At 45.6% G+C, this 18,699-nt stretch carries 13 protein-coding genes; 9 read left to right on the plus strand and 4 right to left on the minus strand.

From position 1 onward, the window contains the following. Nucleotides 1-168 precede the first annotated feature (168 nt). From OIU26_RS22840 to OIU26_RS22860, 5 genes are all read left to right on the plus strand, one after another. Nucleotides 169-2,271 carry a bifunctional 2',3'-cyclic-nucleotide 2'-phosphodiesterase/3'-nucleotidase gene (locus tag OIU26_RS22840; protein ID WP_137077692.1) on the plus strand — a complete coding sequence of 701 codons (2,103 nt, stop codon included), beginning with the start codon at nucleotides 169-171 and terminating at the stop codon, nucleotides 2,269-2,271. 275 nt (nucleotides 2,272-2,546) lie between these two features. Further along, nucleotides 2,547-3,608: an EAL domain-containing protein gene (locus OIU26_RS22845; RefSeq protein ID WP_264218114.1), complete on the plus strand. Its 1,062-nt coding sequence runs from the start codon at nucleotides 2,547-2,549 to the stop codon at nucleotides 3,606-3,608. Nucleotides 3,609-3,916: 308 nt separating this feature from the next. Further along, nucleotides 3,917-4,930, plus strand: coding sequence for a zinc-dependent alcohol dehydrogenase family protein (locus tag OIU26_RS22850; protein WP_264218115.1), 1,014 nt, complete (start codon nucleotides 3,917-3,919; stop codon nucleotides 4,928-4,930). Nucleotides 4,931-4,961: 31 nt separating this feature from the next. Next, entirely contained in the window at nucleotides 4,962-6,119 is a 1,158-nt protein-coding gene (locus OIU26_RS22855; RefSeq protein ID WP_264218116.1) for an SMP-30/gluconolactonase/LRE family protein, read from the plus strand. An 18-nt stretch (nucleotides 6,120-6,137) separates the two neighbouring features. Then, nucleotides 6,138-6,926 (plus strand): SDR family oxidoreductase, encoded by a 789-nt coding sequence (locus OIU26_RS22860; protein ID WP_264218117.1) that lies wholly within the window; start codon nucleotides 6,138-6,140, stop codon nucleotides 6,924-6,926. A 306-nt stretch (nucleotides 6,927-7,232) separates the two neighbouring features. Here OIU26_RS22860 and OIU26_RS22865 read toward each other — a convergent pair whose 3' ends face one another. Continuing rightward, nucleotides 7,233-8,324 carry a hypothetical protein gene (locus OIU26_RS22865; RefSeq protein WP_264218118.1) on the minus strand — a complete coding sequence of 364 codons (1,092 nt, stop codon included), beginning with the start codon at nucleotides 8,322-8,324 and terminating at the stop codon, nucleotides 7,233-7,235. 271 nt (nucleotides 8,325-8,595) lie between these two features. Here OIU26_RS22865 and OIU26_RS22870 point away from each other — a divergent pair, with 271 nt between their 5' ends. Then, nucleotides 8,596-10,296 (plus strand): glycoside hydrolase family 13 protein, encoded by a 1,701-nt coding sequence (locus OIU26_RS22870; RefSeq protein ID WP_264218119.1) that lies wholly within the window; start codon nucleotides 8,596-8,598, stop codon nucleotides 10,294-10,296. A gap of 71 nt (nucleotides 10,297-10,367) precedes the next feature. On the opposite strand, the gene OIU26_RS22875 is transcribed toward OIU26_RS22870, so the two are convergent. Then, nucleotides 10,368-11,009, minus strand: coding sequence for an HAD hydrolase family protein (locus OIU26_RS22875; protein WP_264218120.1), 642 nt, complete (start codon nucleotides 11,007-11,009; stop codon nucleotides 10,368-10,370). A 145-nt stretch (nucleotides 11,010-11,154) separates the two neighbouring features. After that, on the minus strand, nucleotides 11,155-11,952 hold the full coding sequence (gene pdaA, locus OIU26_RS22880) for a delta-lactam-biosynthetic de-N-acetylase (protein ID WP_058831382.1): 798 nt from the start codon (nucleotides 11,950-11,952) through the stop codon (nucleotides 11,155-11,157). A 273-nt stretch (nucleotides 11,953-12,225) separates the two neighbouring features. Between pdaA and OIU26_RS22885 the strand changes: the two genes are divergently transcribed. Together OIU26_RS22885 and OIU26_RS22890 are read left to right on the plus strand one after the other, a co-directional pair. Then, nucleotides 12,226-13,248 carry a methionine ABC transporter ATP-binding protein gene (locus OIU26_RS22885; RefSeq protein WP_264218121.1) on the plus strand — a complete coding sequence of 341 codons (1,023 nt, stop codon included), beginning with the start codon at nucleotides 12,226-12,228 and terminating at the stop codon, nucleotides 13,246-13,248. After that, nucleotides 13,245-13,910, plus strand: coding sequence for a methionine ABC transporter permease (locus OIU26_RS22890; protein ID WP_044787773.1), 666 nt, complete (start codon nucleotides 13,245-13,247; stop codon nucleotides 13,908-13,910). The genes OIU26_RS22885 and OIU26_RS22890 overlap by 4 nt, the downstream gene beginning before the upstream one ends. A gap of 132 nt (nucleotides 13,911-14,042) precedes the next feature. On the opposite strand, the gene OIU26_RS22895 is transcribed toward OIU26_RS22890, so the two are convergent. Beyond that, nucleotides 14,043-15,023, minus strand: a complete 981-nt coding sequence (locus tag OIU26_RS22895; protein ID WP_264218122.1) for an aldo/keto reductase — start codon at nucleotides 15,021-15,023, stop codon at nucleotides 14,043-14,045. Between the two features lie 273 nt (nucleotides 15,024-15,296). Between OIU26_RS22895 and OIU26_RS22900 the strand changes: the two genes are divergently transcribed. Then, nucleotides 15,297-18,575 carry an S-layer homology domain-containing protein gene (locus tag OIU26_RS22900; protein WP_264218123.1) on the plus strand — a complete coding sequence of 1,093 codons (3,279 nt, stop codon included), beginning with the start codon at nucleotides 15,297-15,299 and terminating at the stop codon, nucleotides 18,573-18,575. Nucleotides 18,576-18,699: the final 124 nt, after the last annotated feature.

Genomic DNA, 18,699 nt, shown 5'->3' on the forward strand with positions numbered 1-18,699 from the left:
TTACTGGCTTTTTTATGCGAAAAATAATTATTTTTTCATAAATATTTTAAGCAAATGACTACTCTTTTGTCTGGCGTTGGATTAAAATAGGAATGGTGGGTTCAAAGCTTACATATATGTGCAAAAGTATGTATATGAGGCATACACCTTAATAAGGAGGGGTATATTTTGTTATTTCGTAAAAATTGGTTTAAAGGGTTTACAGCAGCAGTTGTAGCTTGTAGCCTACTGGTGTTTTCAGCCGCTCCATCTTGGGCAGCTAGCGACTCTCGCGATAGCGCTACGGTGAATTTGCGGATCATGGAGACAACGGATATTCATGGGGCACTGATGAATTATGACTACTATTCGGACAAAGAAACCAACGAATATGGCTTGGTTAGTACAGCTAGTTTGATCCAGAAGGCACGTAGTGAAACAAGAAACAGTATGTTGTTCGATAATGGTGATTTGCTGCAAGGCAATCCATTAGGCGATTATATGGCTCGCAATAAAACCTTTGAGAAAGAAGGCGGTGTTCATCCGGTCTACAAGATGATGAATTTAATGGGCTATGATGCAGCTACAGTGGGCAACCATGAATTCAACTACGGTCTCGACTTTCTGGACAAATCGCTCAAGGGAGCTGATTTTCCTTATGTAAATGCGAACGTTTATGTTGATAAAGGGGGGCAAGCTACTAAAAATTATTTCACCCCTTATCAGATTCTTGATAAAACAGTAATGGATGAGAAGGGCGAAGAGCATACACTCAGAGTGGGTGTCATCGGTCTGGTAACACCTCAAATTATGCAGTGGGATGAAGCCAATTTGAAGGATAAGGTCGTTACAAAGGATATTGTGGAAACAGCCAAAAAGTTTATTCCACAAATGAAAACAGAAGGGGCTGACATTATTGTCGTACTTGCACATACAGGCTATGAAGATGTGCCGCAAACGCCAATGATGGAAAATGCCGTTAAATATTTGAGCAAGGTAGACGGAATTAACGCGATTCTGTTTGGGCATGCTCACAAATCTTTCCCAAGCTCAGATTTTAAAGATATGAGCGGATTAGATTTGGACAAAGGAACTATTAATGGTGTACCGGCTGTAGAAGCTTCTTCTTGGGGCAAGGATCTAGGCATTATTGATCTGAGCCTGGAAAAGAAAAACCGTGAGTGGAACGTCATCGACTCTCAGTCTCAAGTGCGTCCGGTTGTAAGTACCACCAATCAGGCTGCGCAGTTTATTCCTGAATTTAAACTAGTTGATGCGATTAAAGAAGAGCATCAAGGAACGTTAGATTATATTCGTCAACCTGTCGGAACAACGACTGCACCGATTACCAGCTATTTTGCATTAGTGCAGGATGATCCATCCATTCAAATTGTGACAAATGCACAGAAATGGTATGTTCAAAACCATCTCAAAGGAACAGAATACGAAAAGCTTCCCGTGTTGTCGGCAGGCGCTCCGTTCAAAGCCGGTGGTCGTAACGGTGCCGAGTATTATACCAACATTCCTGAAGGTACAATAGCGATTAAAAACGTGTCCGATCTGTACGTGTACCCGAACACGGTTCATGCCGTAGAAGTTACTGGTGCTGAAATTCAGGAGTGGCTGGAATGGTCTGCGGGTCAGTTCAACCGCATTGATCCTAGCAAAACAGAGGAACAATCGCTGATCAACAAAGATTTCCCAACCTACAATTTTGATGTGATTGACGGTGTGAATTACCAGATTGATGTAACTCAGCCTGCACGATATGATGCCAAGGGAACTATTATTGATTCTTCAGCCCATCGTATTAAGGATCTGCAATACAATGGGAAGGCTATTGATCCTGCACAGAAATTTATCGTTGCGACCAATAACTATCGTGCTTCCTCCTCCAAACTGGCCAACCCAGATGGCAAACGTATTGTGATGGCAGCACCAGATGAAAGTCGCCAAGTCGTTGTTGATTATATCCGTACGAACGGAACGATTAACCCGTCAGCGGACGGCAACTGGTCTATTGCTCCTTTTGGTCAGGCCAAGGTTACCTTTGAGTCCTCTCCTGATGCCAAAGATGTGCTGGCCGGAAATCAACAAATTTCATACTTGAGCAGCGCGGCAGACGGGTTTGCCAAATACAGCTTGAAAGCTGGCGCTAAGCCTAGTGCAGCAACGACGTCTGTGAAGGAAGCTGCGGCACCTGCGAAAGCAACCGCGAAGCCAGCTGTTAAAACGACTAAACCTGCAGCTGCAAAACCAGCTAAAACAACGAAACCAAAGGCGTCCAAGTAACTTGGAGTTTTAGTTTCCACTCCATATCAGAATGAAGCAGTAAGTCTCTTTAAACAAGAGACTTGCTGCTTTTTTTGATATCAAATACAACAGTACCTGCGTTTATCATGAGTGCAAAAAAGGTTTTGTTTTTGTCGAATATGTACTTAAGTCCTAAGTTGTTGTTGAGAATAAGCTAATTTTTTGTAAAAACACGTAATTATATAGTACTTTTGTTCTAATTATTTGTGATATAATGGTGAAAAAACCGGGAAATTGTTCCGAGGAGGACCATTATGACTTGCAGCAATTGCAGCATCATATTACCTATTAAGGATCAAGGATTGCTGAAAATTAGGCATTCTAGGGTGTCGCTTACTCCAGCATTAGAGGGCTTGGGCATGCTATCGGAACAAATGAAACAAGAACATTGGTGTGAGGGTAACATCGTGTTTCGCTATGACAGCCGTTCACAGTTGGAACAGCTGGTTAACGGACTGGCTCGTCTGCCGCAGGAGTGCTTGAGCCGAATGCAAGTTGTGGTGACTGGCTTGCAACATGTTGAGGGATTTGAGGAATGGCTTTTATTTGGTCAATTGCAAGCTCGACTGCAACATCCGGATCTGGTGAGTATTATTAATAATCAAAACTTTACCAGCCATATGCAGCCTATTGTTGACTACAAGCTGAATATCATCGGCTTTGAGTTTTTGCTGCGTCCATCACAGCCAGATAAGTCTTTTCAGCCTTTCCGACTGTTTGAAGTCGCCCGTGAAGCTGGATTGCATGCTCATTTGGATCGCTCGGCTCGTATTTCCGCTATTGAAAAAAGTGCGACCTGCCTTCCGGCGGGGATTAAACGATTTATTAACTTTCTCCCTTCAACCATTTATAATCCGGCTTATTGCTTGAATCATACCTTTGAGACGATTGAACGGTTATCTATGAATACGGAGGATTTTGTGTTTGAGGTCGTAGAGACGGAAGAAATAGACGACCTGAATTTTTTGCATCAAATCTTTGAACAGTATCGTACACGGGGAGTTTCAGTGGCGCTGGACGATGTAGGAGCAGGCTATTCTACGACAGAGCTTATGAATTGCCTCCAGCCCGATTATGTTAAAATTGACCGCAGTATAATTGATGGCTGTCATCATAACAGTGATCAGAAACGGCAAATTACAGGGATAGTGGAATCCGCTTTTCGTTTTGGTGGTCAAGTGTTAGCTGAGGGTGTAGAGCAAATGGAGGATTTTGAATTTTGTCGTGATGCAGGTGTGTCACTGACCCAGGGTTATTTGTTTGGTAAGCCGGAGCCTACGCCGCCCTCCAATTTTATACTTAGTAGCGTAATATAGTCAGGAACAAATTAAAGAAGACGTATTTTATGAAAATTTGAGCTTAAATAAGAATGTGGCATAAGCAAATTCCAATTCTATTGGACAGTGCTTATATCACCATTAATGTAAAAAAACGCGAGTTGCAGAGGTTATTTCACCCCTGCAACTCGCGTTTTTTGTCATGCTTGCCGTTTTTATTTTTAAAGTAAAGATTGACGTCTTGAAGATAATTGAATACAGTGTATTGTATAGGAAACAGTGTTTCCTATACAATACACTGTATTCATACTAGGTAAAAAGTTAGCATTACAGGGAGGACAACCAAAATGAAAGCAGTGCAACTGAAAAATGGTTTTGGCTTTGAAGAGTTAACCTTGACGGAACTTGACATACCGGTGCCAGGACGGCTGGAAGTTCTGATCCGCATAAGGGCAGCGTCTCTTAATTACCGGGATTTGGTAGTTATCAACGGAGTAATGCCGATCGGCATTCAATTTCCCTTCATTCCATTATCCGATGGAGCGGGTGAAATTGTAGCTGTGGGCGAAGGGGTGACAAAATTTCAGGTTGGACAAAGGGTAGCGGCAAATTTACAACAGAAATTCATTGGTGGGAGCACGAGAGCGGAGGTCTTAAAGGACAGTCTGGGAGGCCCGCTCAGTGGAGTAGCGGCTGAATATATCGTTCTGCATGAAGAAGGGGTCGTCGCCATTCCGGATCACCTTTCTTGGGAGGAGGCTTCCACCTTGCCGATTGCGGCATTAACCGCATGGAGCATGCTGATGGAATCCGGCGGGCTGCGAGCGGGGGATACGGTGCTCTTGCAAGGAACAGGCGGTGTTTCCATCTTTGGGCTTCAATTCTCTCTGATGGCGGGAGCAAGGGTAATTATCACATCGAGCAGCAATGACAAGCTCGAACGAGCAAAGGATCTCGGCGCATGGCAGACAATCAACTATTCGGAAGTTCCCGAGTGGGATAAGGTGGCTCTGGAGCTGACAGGCGGCGGAGTTGACCATGTCCTGGATGTAGGGGGAGCGGCAACAATGGCGCAATCCATCAATGCACTTCGTACCGGAGGGACTGTGAGCATGGTCGGATTCTTATCGAGCTTGACTATTCCTGAGTTCGATGTCACCAGCATTTTGCAGAAGGCTGCGACGATTCGTGGCAGCCAAGTTGGTAACCGGGAACATTTCGAAAAGATGAATCGTGCCATTTCCCGCCATCGTTTACATCCTGTCATTGACCGAGTATTCCCGCTCAGCCGAATCGGCGAAGCCTTCGCACTTTTGGCTGAAGGAAAACAGTATTTCGGTAAAATCGTCGTTCAATTATAAATATTATTCACATCACATAGGAGGCACTCTAATGCCCAGTAAACCTGATTTATCTGTCAAAGATTCTCAAGGAAGAAAGAATAAGAAACCGCGTAAATGGGTACGCAGAAGCGGATTATCGCTGCTGGCGGTAATCCTTCTGGGAGTGGTTATTTTTATGCTCATCCCTCCCCCTGTGCAGCCTGCAAAATGGCTTGCACCTTCGGCTCCCTCTTTTGAACAAGCGGGTCCATGGCAACAAAACAACAAACTCAGCTCCGCAGAGCTTGTTACAGATGCCCCTAAGTTTCCGGAATTTATCACCTTTGACAAGGAAGGAAATTTATATACGGGAGACTCCGACGGGGAAATTTATAAGGTTGCCTTTGATACTAAGGGCAATCCACAAAAGGCTCAGCTATATGCAGATACCAAAGGAACGCCCAATGGACTTATATTTGACGTAAGTGGAAATCTGATCGTTACGGATGTTAAGAAGGGGCTACTGTCGGTAGATCCTTCCGGAAACGTGACGGTGTTGGCCAATCAAGTCGACGGCACACCGATCTATTTGGCCAACGAGCTGGATATTGCCAAAGATGGTACTATTTATTTTTCTGACACCTCCAATTATGGCAGTGTAGTCTTCAAAGAAATCGCCGAGAACAAGCCACATGGACGTTTGCTGAAATATGATCCGGCGACCAAGCAGACGACAGTTCTGTTGGAAGGCCTTTATTTTGCGAACGGGGTTGCCTTGTCTGCGGACGAAGATTTTGTGCTTGTGGCAGAGTCGTATCACTACCAATTGACCCGATACTGGCTCAAAGGGCCTAAGAAGGGGACTTCGGATATTTTTGTGGATAATCTTGCCGGTTTTCCGGATAACATTACGCGTGATGATCAAGGCCATTTCTGGGTCGGTCTCTTCACGACACGTATTCCCTTTGTAGATCAGATGCATGGAAGCCCGTGGCTGGCTGGAATGATGGCCAAATTGCCTCAATCGCTGCTCAGCGGTGCAAGCACACCTGTGAAGCATGGGCTTGCTGTGGAGCTTAATCCGCAGGGTAAACTCATCGGAAGCTGGCATGATCCTGAAGGCTCGCTTTATGGGGTAACCACAGCTGTAAATCATGACGGATATTTATATATAGGTACAGCTCCTGGAGGCAGCCAGGGTGTTCATCGTGTGATTTTAACCAAATAAGCCTGGGGAGGGTATAACATGATATTGGATGAGTTGAGATTATCCTGGAAAGCGAAGGAAAGCCTGGCCGGGAAAGTAGCTTTGGTTACAGGCGCAAGCAGCGGCATTGGGGCATCGATTGCAAAAAAACTGGCAAAGCGAGGCGCGTATGTAGCTGTATTGGCACGCCGTCAGGAGCGATTGGATGAATTGGTTCGCGACTTGCACCAAGAGGAATTGTACGAGGTCATGGCAATACCTGCTGATATCCAAAAAGCTGAAGACGTACAGCAGGCGGTCCACGCCATTCTTGAACGCTGGGGACGGCTTGACATTATCGTTGCCAATGCCGGCTTCGGGTATCGAAGCCCACTGGCAGAAGTGGAACTGGAAAGGTGGGAGGAGCTTTACAAGACGAATGTGCACGGTCTTGTCCTGACACTGAAGTACGGACTTCAGCCAATGAGGGAACAGGCCAAGGGGGATGTTGTCATTGTCTCCTCTATTGCAGCGAAGGAAGTGGTTGCCGGAGGAGGACTATACAGCGCTACCAAGTACGGCGTTAGCGCCATAGCCTCTGCATTGCGTTTGGAGACCAGTACGCAAGGAATTCGTGTAACTGCGATTCACCCCGGGGCGGTGGCGACGGAATTTTCGCAGGTGGCCGGATATCCCGAGCAGGAAATTCGGGCGTTTGCTTCGAGCGTTTTGCCGCTGCATCCCGATGATGTTGCAGAAGCTGCCCTTTATGCACTAGAGCAGCCGGAGCATGTCAATATTCCAGAGTTGACCATTATGCCTTCGGGGCAGGTCCAGCGGTTCAAATAGAGCGATATTTATTCTGACACAAACTGGGTAACCGGGTATGGTCATCGACGATGCCGGGTATGGCGGCGAAGAGGACTACGTGCCTTCGCTTGACCATAACCTGCTCAAATGGGTGAGCATGAACTAAAAAGCGCGAGCTACAGGGGGAATAACCCTTGCACTCGCGCTTTTTTATACTAATGACGAACCATGAATGTCCAATAAATTTTAAAACCAGCTTTGGGACAGCTCCATTTACTATAAAGCAGACCATATTCTGTGAAAATTTTGGTCCCACGTTCGCTCATCCAGTCATCGTGAACACAGTTATAGTGTGATCACGTATAAACCCAGCGGAGTAGTCGCGCTACCTGCAACCATGAAGCTAAGAGAATAGCTCGACTGGCCAGGCGGGACGCGGATGTCAGTCAGTCGGCATACCTTGGTATTATCTTGTAGCAAGGGGATACCGTATACATGACCATCCACGCGTACAGACCCGGCGAACGCGCCTCCACGTGGATTGGCATAGATTCGTACGGTACGTACCTCACTACTGTGATTAACGATAGGAATGGTTGCGTTATATATCGTTCCGAATTGTCCGCGATTATCAAGCGCAGGCCCCAGCTCGCTGCGTTTCCCTGTAAACAGCAGATCTGCAGGAGTTTCGCCGTTCAGCTTCTTAGTGGCACATGCTCGGTAGTTGGCGCTTTGTCCTACTACATACTCCGGCATACGCGCATTTGTTTCAGAAAAGGACCATACGCCCCGTGGATGCGCCTGTGGCGGGGGTACAGGAGGGAGCGCATCCTCATGAATCTCGCGCAGATCAGTCTGCGTATCTTTGCTGACTACGGTGCGAATCACATAGTCCAGCGTACCGTGACCTTCGGCATATTCTACCGTGAGGTCATAGATGAATCCAGCCAGCGATCCTTCGGGTAGCTCAAATTCCTCCAGCAAGGCGGTGCCTTTGCCGAATTTGTGACGGTCTACTGGCTTCAGACGTTTCATTGTACCTGCCAAACAGCTTTTGGCAATAGATTGCCCGACATCAATAATCCAGTTGCCATCCTCAGGTACAATCTCCAGGGCACGTTCAATATGGCGTACTTCCAGACGGGCCGTGCTTTTATTTTCTATGGTGATGCCCAGTTTAACAGGGCTGCCGATTTTGTTATAATGCCAGCCGAAAATCCGGTGCTTGACTGTCCGGGTGGTGGTGCGAACCACATCATGCCACAAAGTGGCTTGCTCGGTAGGTACCGTCACATGGGTAAGCGTCTCCGGGTTATCGCTAAGCATCAGGCGGCGTGTTCCCCCCTCAGTGGCTGACTCCACATCCACATGGATGTTGGGCGGGATCACAGCTGATTCCACAATCAAATCCTTTGGCTCCTTGGGTCGAAGGTTCATTTCAATTCCTCCCTAAATTCAAGAATGGCACCGCTTTTGGTTCAAGTATATGGGTAGTTCATAAATATAGGTAACGCCAAGTCCATGTATACAACCTGATTTTCAAAAAAATAAATTAAAAAATATATCGTAGGCTATAGCAGCTCTGCTTGTGTGCCCAAGCAAGCTTACATGTCCCTCATTTCCCTGCCCCGACGATTCGTATACAGGTATTGCGTGTATGTTAAGAGCATAAGCTATTGGATGTACAGAGAAGATACAGGAGGGAAACATGCCTAAAAAAATATGGTGGAAGGAAGCTGTTGTTTATCAGATATACCCGATCAGTTTTCAGGATTCTGACGGAGACGGAAAAGGGGACCTGCGCGGCATTTTGTCTCGGCTGGATTATCTGTCTGAGCTGGGGATTGATGTGATCTGGATTTGCCCGATATATAAGTCGCCCAATCACGATAACGGATATGACATTAGCGATTATTATGCCATTATGGATGAGTTTGGAACGATGGAGGATTTTGATGAACTCCTTCATCAGGCGCATGAACGAGGCATCAAAATTATGATGGATTTGGTATTAAACCATACGTCGGATGAGCATCCGTGGTTCACGGAGTCACGCTCATCCAAGGATAATCCGAAGCGGGACTACTACATATGGCGAACAGGCAAAAATGGCGGATATCCGAACAACTGGGAATCGTATTTCTCCGGTTCTGTGTGGAAATATGACAAGCTTACAGACGAATATTACATGCATCTGTATTCGGAGCATCAGCCGGATCTGAATTGGGAAAATGAAGAGATGGTGGGTGAACTCTATCGTATGGTGGAATGGTGGTTAAAAAAGGGAGTCGATGGCTTCCGCTTTGATGCCATTGCCCATATTGTCAAAGCAGAAGGGCTGCCGGATGCGCATAATCCTGACAAACAAACCTTGGTGCGTGCCTATCAGCTCTTTTCCAATCTGGAACAGGTTCATGTACTTCTACGGATGCTAAATGAAAAAGTACTGGAGCGTTATCCCTTAATGACGGTTGGCGAAACGTCCGGTTTAGGACCGGAACAGGCACTGGATTATGTGGGAGATCAGCGGCATGAGCTGAATATGGTGTTCCAGTTTGAGCACATGTTTATTGATGCACAAGGGTTAGGAACGGAAAAATGGAAGTACAAGTCGTGGACGCTGGTGGAACTGAAAAAAATAATGAGTAGTTGGCAGACGGTGCTTCATCAGGAAGGATGGAATGCCAACTATCTCAACAATCACGATCAACCGCGGGCTCTCTCGCGTTTTGCAAATGATGGACAGTACCGTGCGGAATCAGCCAAAATGCTGGCAACCTTCACACATATGCTTGAGGGTACGCCTTATATTTATCAGGGGGAGGAAATTGGAATGACGAATATTGCCTTCCCGTCGATTGATGATTATCGGGATGTGGAAACGTTAAACTATTATGAGCAGCAACGAAAGATCGGTGAGCCGGAAGAGCAGATTATGGCCGCGATCTGGCGAAAAAGTCGGGATAATGCACGTACTCCCATGCAGTGGAATGCCGGGCCTGCAGCCGGATTTACTGATGGAGAGCCGTGGATGAAAATTAATGATAACTACACGCACATTAATGCAGAGGCAGAAAGAAATGACCCGAACTCAATTTTCCACTATTATCGTAAGTTGATTGCTCTGCGCAAACAACATGAGGTCATAGTCTATGGCGAATACAAGCTGTTGTTGCCACTTGATACAGAGCTATATGTATTTTCACGCATGTTGGGACAAGAATGTTTGCTAGTCATTTTGAATTTCTTTGACCGTGATCCCGTGTTTCACTGGCCCGACGGTGAGAAGTTTCCTGCCGCCAAGGCGGAGCTGCTTCTCTCCAACTACGAACCGGTAAAAGGAGAAAATTTGCACGCCTTGAAGCTGCGGCCTTATGAAGCTAGAGTGTATAAGCTAACCTTGAAATAGGCGTTGTTATCCTTTGGATGGTAAGAGAAAGGAAAGGCCCATAGAGGGACCTTCCCTTCCTTAGCGTTGGACTAAATAGTTACTGTTTCAGCCAATTCACGTATTTTGGCGATAATCCGTTCTTCTTGACTTTCCCCCTCATTGGGGATAGATTCAGTCGCGTAGGCAGCCAGTTCAGCATGGTGGTGAATCATGACGGCATGGTGTGCCTCTTTGAACATTGGAATATCATTCGCATCAATGCCAAAGGCGATAAATTGACGAGGCTGCACACCAAGTTTCTGAAGCGCGTTCCATTTATGGATATTCTGGGGGCTAATGTCCAGTACCTGTTCATTACGGTGCTGATGAATGACCACACCCAGCGGTAGAAGCTTAGCAGCCAAGCCTTCCGTATCGTCAGCAGTTAAAATGAGCATTTTTACAATGGATTTCAAGGACGCCAAAGGTAGCTTTTGCGCCAACTTGTTGACATCCACATTGTTGAGTATGGGATGATCAGCTGCGCCTGTATATGCATAATCCCACTCACTGTCAATCAGGTAGGTGGCTTGGTGCTCTTCTAGCAGTGTGAGTAGAGCATTCTTTACTTCAGGAAGAAAGGACTCTACGTATTTTACACTGCCTTTTTGGGAGATCATTGAGCCGTTACCACCAATCAGGGTGTAGTTGTGAAAGCGTTCAGGAAGTACGGGCAGCATGTCGCGGACCAAAAAAGTGCTCTCCAAATCGTTTCTTACGTCATTATATCCATGACCTTCCTTATTCGTAAACTAATCAGCCCGATTCACACAGTCTGCTAGGGCAGATGTGGATCGGGCTGATGACGGTATTGAGTCATTAAGTTAGATGCTATTTTTAGTGATAGTGCTTAACTTTAAGGTCATCCAGGCTTTTGAACTCATATCCTTGCTTGCGAGCCTCGTCAATGATCGAGCCAAGTGCCTCGGCATTATCCTTGGATACAGAATGGAGCAAAATGACCGCTCCAGGGTGGAGCTGCTGCATAACTTGGCGATAGGCATAGTCTGTTCCTCGCTGAATATTCGTGTCCCAGTCCTTGTAGGCCACCGACCAGAACACACTCGTGTATCCGGCTTCTCGACAGGATGCCAATGCTTTTTCATTAAAAATGCCGCGCGGTGGCCGGACATATTTCATTTCCTTTTGCCCAGTCAGCTCTGCAGACGCAGTTCGTACCCGATCCAGCTCAGACCGAATCTCTGCCGAAGAAATGGTGCTCATATCAGGATGGCTCCATGAATGGTTTCCGATAATATGGCCTTCGCTGGCCATGCGGCGCATCAAATCCGGTTGGTCTTTTACAAAATGCCCGGTTACAAAGAAGGCGGCCGGAACCTTTTTGGCTTTCAATACATCCAGCACCTTGGGAGTATATCCATTTTCGTATCCGTTGTCGAAAGTAAGAAACAATTCTTTCTTAGTCGTATCCCCCAAAAAGATGCCGCCTTGTCTTTCAATCAGGTGCATAAAGCCTTCTTGTGCGATGGAAGGAAGCTCGCCTCCCTTACTTTTTTTAAATCCAAAATGATACGGCTGTCCGTCCACAGCTTGGGTAGCTGATGCTGATTCTCCCATAACTGTGGACATCCCCATCAATGCAATGCATAGCCACAAGGTAAATATTTGCTTCATCTATGTTCCTCCGCTTCCGCCCTGATTCGGGTAAGATGTGTATACTTCGGCATATTCCATACCATCTGCAATATCATGTTCATTTATGCAAAGAAAGAAATGCTTGCACCAAACTTAAAACACATATTGACATCAATATAAAATCGAAGTAGTATACTCTATAAAACTTACTAAAATACTCGGATTTAAATTTGATTCGATGTTCGTGCCATAGGAAAGAAATCAACTCAGAGAGATTTTACATACTTGATGGAGCGGGAGGAGTTAGGAGCTATGATTGAACTTAGGAATGTATCCAAAACCTATGTAAGAAAAGGCTTAAGCATTCAAGCGTTAAAAAATATAAATATCACAGTGGATAAAGGAGATATCTTTGGTTTTATCGGATTCAGTGGTGCGGGGAAAAGTACGCTTATCCGTTTGGTCAATCGTCTGGAGAAAGTAACGACCGGTGAGGTTCTTGTCGAAGGGGAGAGCTTAAATGCCTACTCGACCTCGGGGCTGCGAAAAGTAAGGAAGAAGATCGGCATGATTTTTCAGCATTTTAATCTGCTGGAATCGAAAACAGTATTTGAAAACATTGCCATTCCGTTGGTGCTGCTCAAACGCAACAAGCGGGAAATTGAGAGGCGTGTAACAGAGTTGCTGGCATTCACAGGATTATCAGATAAGGCAAATAGCTATCCCAGCGAACTTTCCGGCGGACAAAAGCAGCGTGTCGGGATTGCGCGGGCGCTTGCGAGCAACCCGTCCATTTTGCTCTGTGATGAGGCAACCTCGGCACTTGATCCGCAGACCACGCAGTCTATTCTTGATTTGCTTCGCAAAATTAACAAGGAATACAAGATCACCATATTGATCATCACCCATGAGATGTCGGTCATTCAGCGGATTTGCAACAAGGTAGCTGTAATGGAGAAGGGGGAAATCATTGAACAGGGCGATGTACTGGAGGTATTCGGGCAGCCGAAGCATCCAACGACGCAAAGCTTTGTACGCACAGTTATTCACGATGAAGTACCGGATAGTGTGCTGCAAACGTTCGAGCAACAAGAGTCGCAACGCATCTACAAGCTGGAATTTATCGGACAGGCAGCTTCCGACCCAGTGGTTCATGAATTGATTCGGAAGCATGATATCCATGTGAACATTTTGTTTGCCAACATGACGGAGATACAAGAAACGACGATTGGCTATATGACACTTCAACTGCGCGGTGAGCAGCTGGCCGTTCAGCAGGCTGTTGATTTTATCAAGAGCAAAGGAGTCCATATTCAGGAGGTGGAGAGTCTATGATGATTACAGGAACCACGATAACTTGGGATCAACTGTGGGAAGCTTTGTATGAATCCGTGCTCATGGTCAGCATATCATTATTTATTGGCGCTCTGATTGGGATCCCTATCGGTATTTTACTTGTTGTCACCCGTTCAGGCGGAATTTTGGAGAACAAATGGCTGTACGGTATTTTAAATCCGATCATTAACATTGTCCGTTCCTTACCGTTTATTATTTTGCTGATAGCGATCATTCCGTTAACTCGTCTGATTGTGCATACATCTATTGGGACCAGTGCGGCGATTGTCCCCTTGATTATATATATAGCACCCTATATCGGCAGGTTGGTGGAAAATTCGCTGTTGGAGGTCAACCCGGGGATATTGGAGGCAGCAGATGCGATGGGAGCGACTCCGTTTCAGGTCATTCGATACTTTTTGCTACCCGAGGCATTCAGTTCTTTGATTTTATCGTTAACGACAGCCGCCATTGGACTGATTGGTGCAACGGCTATGGCTGGTGCGGTCGGTGGCGGTGGGATTGGCGACCTGGCGATAGCGTATGGCTATCAACGTTTTGATACGCTGGTAATGCTGATCACTGTTATCATTCTAGTCGTGTTTGTACAAGGTGTTCAGTCCTTGGGCAATCTGCTCTCCCGCAAAGCACGCAGGGGTTAATGAACAAAACGGATATAAAAATATATAGTTGGTATGTTAGGTTTTAGCGTTATTACTGATCAAGAAACGCCCTATGTAACTGGATAGGGCGTTTTTGCTGTTTCTTATATGAAAACTACTATTACATTACTATTATAGAGCACCAATTACTGGATGAGGAACATACAGTTCTTCCAGCGACGCAATTTCCTCAGGTGTTAACGTAATTGATAGAGCAGCTACCGCATCTTCGAGATGAGATGTCTTTGTAGCACCGATAATGGGAGCAGTCACCGGTGCTTTCTGCAGCAACCAGGCAAGAGCAATTTGAACGCGGGGAACTCCACGTTTTTCTGCGATTGTCGCAACCTGCTCCACAATCAATCGATCGGAATCTGCAGTTGCATCGTATTTAGATTTTGCCACTTGATCGGTTTCAGACCGATGTGTTGTTTCCTGCGTATCCCGCGTCAATCTACCTCCTGCAAGCGGGCTGTATGGAATTACACCGATCTTTTCCTCCTTACAAAGCGGCAGCATTTCTCTCTCTTCTTCACGGTATAAGAGGTTTAAATGATTTTGCATTGATACAAACCGTGTCCATCCATTATTCTCAGCGACATGCAATGCCTTCAGAAACTGCCATGCATACATGGCAGAAGCACCAATATATCTTGCCTTTCCGGCCTTCACAACATCATGTAATGCTTCCATCGTCTCTTCAATAGGGGTATTGTAATCCCAGCGATGGATTTGATATAGATCCACATAATCTGTCCCCAGTCGCTTAAGGCTCTTATCAATTTCGCTCATGATGGCCTTTCGGGAAAGTCCAGCACCATTGGGGCCTTGATGCATACGGAAATGAACCTTCGTTGCTAGGACAATTTCATCTCGATTCGCATAATCCTTTAAAGCCCGTCCGACAATTTCCTCGCTAGTTCCATCTGAATATACATTTGCGGTATCAAAAAAATTAATGCCTAGCTTCAGAGCTTTTTTTATAACTGGACGACTGCGCTCTTCATCTAGTATCCATGGATGAATCCATCGTTCAGCGACCCCGAAGCCCATACAGCCAAGACAAAGCCGGTATACATCCAAGCCGGTATTTCCAAGCTTAACATAGTCCATTTGATTATACCTCGCTTCCTAGATATGGTTTTCTTCAACTCTAGTCTACTCCACCTGCTTACATCGGATATTATGCCATATGGAGTTAATTCCAAGCCAAGCACTTTTGCTGTGGAATGATTCGTATAGGTCTAATTGTTCAGAATCGGTTCAGTAGGGTTTCGTATACTTCTTTTAGCATAGTTCCTTGGTTGCATAAATCGTAGAACTAAACATGACTAAAGCCTTTGATATAACAGGATATATGCCAATAAATAGCTTCTAGGAGTGAAAATGTTGAAACTTGTAAATCGAAATAAATGGATTGCATCTGCAATGGTACTGGGGATTGCTTCAGGCTCCATCGTATCTCTGCCTTGGCTGGGAGGTGCCCAGACTGCTTATGCAGCGACAGCAGATACGCAAAGTGAAACTGGATTTGTAACACAAGCTCACACTTTGGGTTTGATGACAGGTGGTAATCAGGGCGATTTTATGGCACAAAAGAATTTGACCCGCGCAGAAGCGGCTAAAATTTTGTGCAGTCTGTTCCAGTTGGAAGTGAACAATCAGCCGCAAACATCTTTTATGGATGTGTCCTCGGATGCATGGGGTGCTCCCTATATTGAGGCCGTACGTGCAGCCGGGTATATGACAGGCAACGGAGAACTGTTCCGTCCGGGAGATGCCATTACCAAGGAAGAACTGATCGTATCGCTAGTACGCGCAATGGACTTGCAGGATGCAGGTACTACGGACGCACAGCAAAATGCAGTTCAGGTAGCTCGCAATTATGGTTTGTTATCAGAGGATGCTTCTGCAACGGATTTGAAAAATCCATTGAACCGGGAGAGTAGTGCGGAAGTATTCGTTAGCCTGTTGGATCATCCAGTAGGAGAAGTGAAATCAGAGGGCAATACTGTTCGAATCGGAAATATCCCCTACCAGCTGGAAGGATCTTTGCAAGGCTTGTTCGGTGAAAATAACAAAGCGGTATTAAAAGGGGCAAAAATCGATCTTAACCGTAATTTGCGTACACTTACAGGTGTAAAACAGCTGGAAATTAACGCAGACGGTGGCGTATTTGACGGTAAGGGTGTGTCTTTTGATGGACGCCTAATCGTCAATGGTTCGGTAACCTTGAAAAACATGTACTCCACAGGCGTATTGGAAATCAAAGGTTCAGGAAATCAGTCTGTATCGGCCATTTTGGAAAATACGACATGGTCTGGTGTGGAGTTAGGCTCTAAGGATGCCAAGCTGACAGCAACCGGAACGACAAAGATTGACAACTTGACGCTGAAAAATGATGCATCGATCGTGAGCGAAGGGAATGCTGTGATTAGCCGTGTTTCATTACAACAGGGACTCGGCAAGCTGTTGGTTAACGGTAGTATTGGTTTGCTGGATGCATCTCAATATGTGGGCGTTCCTTTTATTACGTTGGCTAAGGGAGCGGCAATCAGCCAGCTTAACCTGCCGGAACAAAAACAGCCGCGGGATGTTATCATTAACTATGATGTGGTGAAAGAAGCTATTGGTCTCGTGAATGGCACAAAGAACTCATCCTCTGCTGGATCGGTTATCACGGATACAGACAGCAAAGATAAGAAAAAACACGACAGTGACATTATCAGCGTAGACCGCAGTCAGTTGGAGACGGAAGTCCATGCAGCCAAAGAACTGCTGGAGCGTGCAGATGAGGGTGGAACGGATCAGACGCTTTACCCAGCCGCAGCGAAGGAAAGCCTGTCTAGAGCAATCAATCAAGCTATGCTGGTACTGAACAATACGGCAGCTACACAGACAGAAGTAGATCAAGCGCTCAGCACATTGAAACAGGATGTTTCTGTGTACACGGCCTCAGCCACAGAACCGGTGATTGGAACACAGGAATTAACTAGACTGATTCAGTTAGCTTCGACTACCCTTGAACAAAACCGAATGATTGGTGACGAATTTCCGTCTCTTTGGGATGACTCGCTAAGTCAAGCGATTCGATTTGGCAACAATGTGTTGGAAGGGAATGCGCCTCAGAATATTGTGGATCGGGAAGTAGAAAGCTTGGGTCGAGTAATCAAGGTATACAAAGCATCAGTAAAACTCAGAGATACCTATCTGCATTTTCTCGATGTAACGGATCGTGTGGAGAATTTGAAAACGGACAAAGCGCGTTACAAGTCCATAGTGAGGGAAGGATCAAAAGTATATCTGAATCCATTATCTACAACGGAGCAGTTGGAGGAATGGACACAAAAAATAGAAGGTGCCACAGAATCATTCCTAGCACTGCAAGCAGTGGACTTCTCAGTGCTTAAAAATACTTTACAAGAAGCGCAGGTTATCTACGATCAGAGTGGTTCTCAAAATACTGAACTAGACAACCTCATTCAGGAATATACAGAGAAGATGCACACCGCTATGACGCAGCTGGATGTATTGAACTTGAATATGGAGCTGAGTCAAAGGCTTGCGGAATTCACTGCGCCAGTGCCTGCTACAACTCGGGAAAAACTGCAGCAGCTGGTTCAAGATGTTCAACTCAAACTGCTGTCTGACCCTGTGGCTCGTAATTACTTGAATACGGAAATGATGCTTTTAGATCAACAAACAGTACAAGCCCACTTTGCACTCATTATGCCGTTTACTCCTGAGGAACAATTGGTGATCTCTTATAATCAATTAAGTCAGGCTAAAGGGACCTATATTGAAAAATATAATGAGAAAAGGCTACAGTTGAGAGACAAAATCATTGAAATGCAGACATCGATCAATGAAGTTTTGGTGCAAAATTCAGGCGCATTAAGCGCTGAAGCCCAGCAAGCTTTGTCTTCTGCTTCAGAGCATGCCTCTATCTTCTTAGGTTTGTCCAGCTTTGAATTACAAGACGTTGTTCATGTATACGAGGAGTTGCAACAAGTACAGAGCCAGTATGCTGCACCAATAGCAGTGGATACCATGTTGTTAAATTTCAACATAAGTATTGCTAATAATGAAGTTCAGACGTTCGGCCGTCATTATACCGAACAAGATAACGAAGAGCTTCAAGGGCAAATTAATCAGGCAAACCTTGTGCTTAATACTCCGGATATTACACAGCTTCAGGTAGACCAGGCTAACACAGATTTGATTACAGCGCTTTCGAACTACCAATCCAAATGGATCGTAACTGATCTTGATATCAATGAGCTCAAGAACATTGCGAACAATCTGCTTACAGTAAATGGTACAGATCCTACGACGGTCTACTTTCACAGAGTAGTGGATGCATTCAATCGTCTGGACCCGTATTATCCTATGCCGGAAGTTAAGAGAAATTACATGAATCTGGAAGATGCGATTCAGGAGTATAAAGATTTTATAGCCAGCCAGCAACAAAGCAGCGGAACAGGCAGCGGCGACAGCAGTGGTGGAGCAACGCCGCCAAGCGATAGCAACGGAACAGGAAGTAGCGACAGCAGCGATGGAACCACATCGCCAAGTGATAGCGACGGAACAGGAACTGGCGACAGCAGTGGTGACGGTTCAGGATTAATTCCTGGCGGTGGTAATGATGATAGTATGATTCCTTAATAAGAAAAGTTAGAAACTACAAGGATGTATAGAAGGGGACGATTCCGCGCAGATTTTATCTGCAGCGGGCGTCCCTTTTTGTGTGGACAACGCTTCTAATGTAGCTGGATAGAATAACCGATAC

The sequence above is a fragment of the Paenibacillus sp. BT-177 genome, assembly GCF_025846815.2.
GTDB lineage: Bacteria > Bacillota > Bacilli > Paenibacillales > Paenibacillaceae > Paenibacillus > Paenibacillus polymyxa_C.

What these genes read in the sequence shown, in the direction of transcription:
- OIU26_RS22850 (WP_264218115.1), top strand. Translation starts at nt 3,917, where the DNA reads ATGAAAGCAGTGCAACTGAAAAATGGTTTTGGCTTTGAAGAGTTAACC.
- OIU26_RS22860 (WP_264218117.1), top strand. Translation starts at nt 6,138, where the DNA reads ATGATATTGGATGAGTTGAGATTATCCTGGAAAGCGAAGGAAAGCCTG.
- OIU26_RS22865 (WP_264218118.1), bottom strand. Translation starts at nt 8,324, where the DNA reads ATGAACCTTCGACCCAAGGAGCCAAAGGATTTGATTGTGGAATCAGCT.
- OIU26_RS22885 (WP_264218121.1), top strand. Translation starts at nt 12,226, where the DNA reads ATGATTGAACTTAGGAATGTATCCAAAACCTATGTAAGAAAAGGCTTA.
- OIU26_RS22890 (WP_044787773.1), top strand. Translation starts at nt 13,245, where the DNA reads ATGATGATTACAGGAACCACGATAACTTGGGATCAACTGTGGGAAGCT.
- OIU26_RS22855 (WP_264218116.1), top strand. Translation starts at nt 4,962, where the DNA reads ATGCCCAGTAAACCTGATTTATCTGTCAAAGATTCTCAAGGAAGAAAG.
- pdaA (WP_058831382.1), bottom strand. Translation starts at nt 11,952, where the DNA reads ATGAAGCAAATATTTACCTTGTGGCTATGCATTGCATTGATGGGGATG.
- OIU26_RS22870 (WP_264218119.1), top strand. Translation starts at nt 8,596, where the DNA reads ATGCCTAAAAAAATATGGTGGAAGGAAGCTGTTGTTTATCAGATATAC.
- OIU26_RS22900 (WP_264218123.1), top strand. Translation starts at nt 15,297, where the DNA reads ATGTTGAAACTTGTAAATCGAAATAAATGGATTGCATCTGCAATGGTA.
- OIU26_RS22845 (WP_264218114.1), top strand. Translation starts at nt 2,547, where the DNA reads ATGACTTGCAGCAATTGCAGCATCATATTACCTATTAAGGATCAAGGA.
- OIU26_RS22895 (WP_264218122.1), bottom strand. Translation starts at nt 15,023, where the DNA reads ATGGACTATGTTAAGCTTGGAAATACCGGCTTGGATGTATACCGGCTT.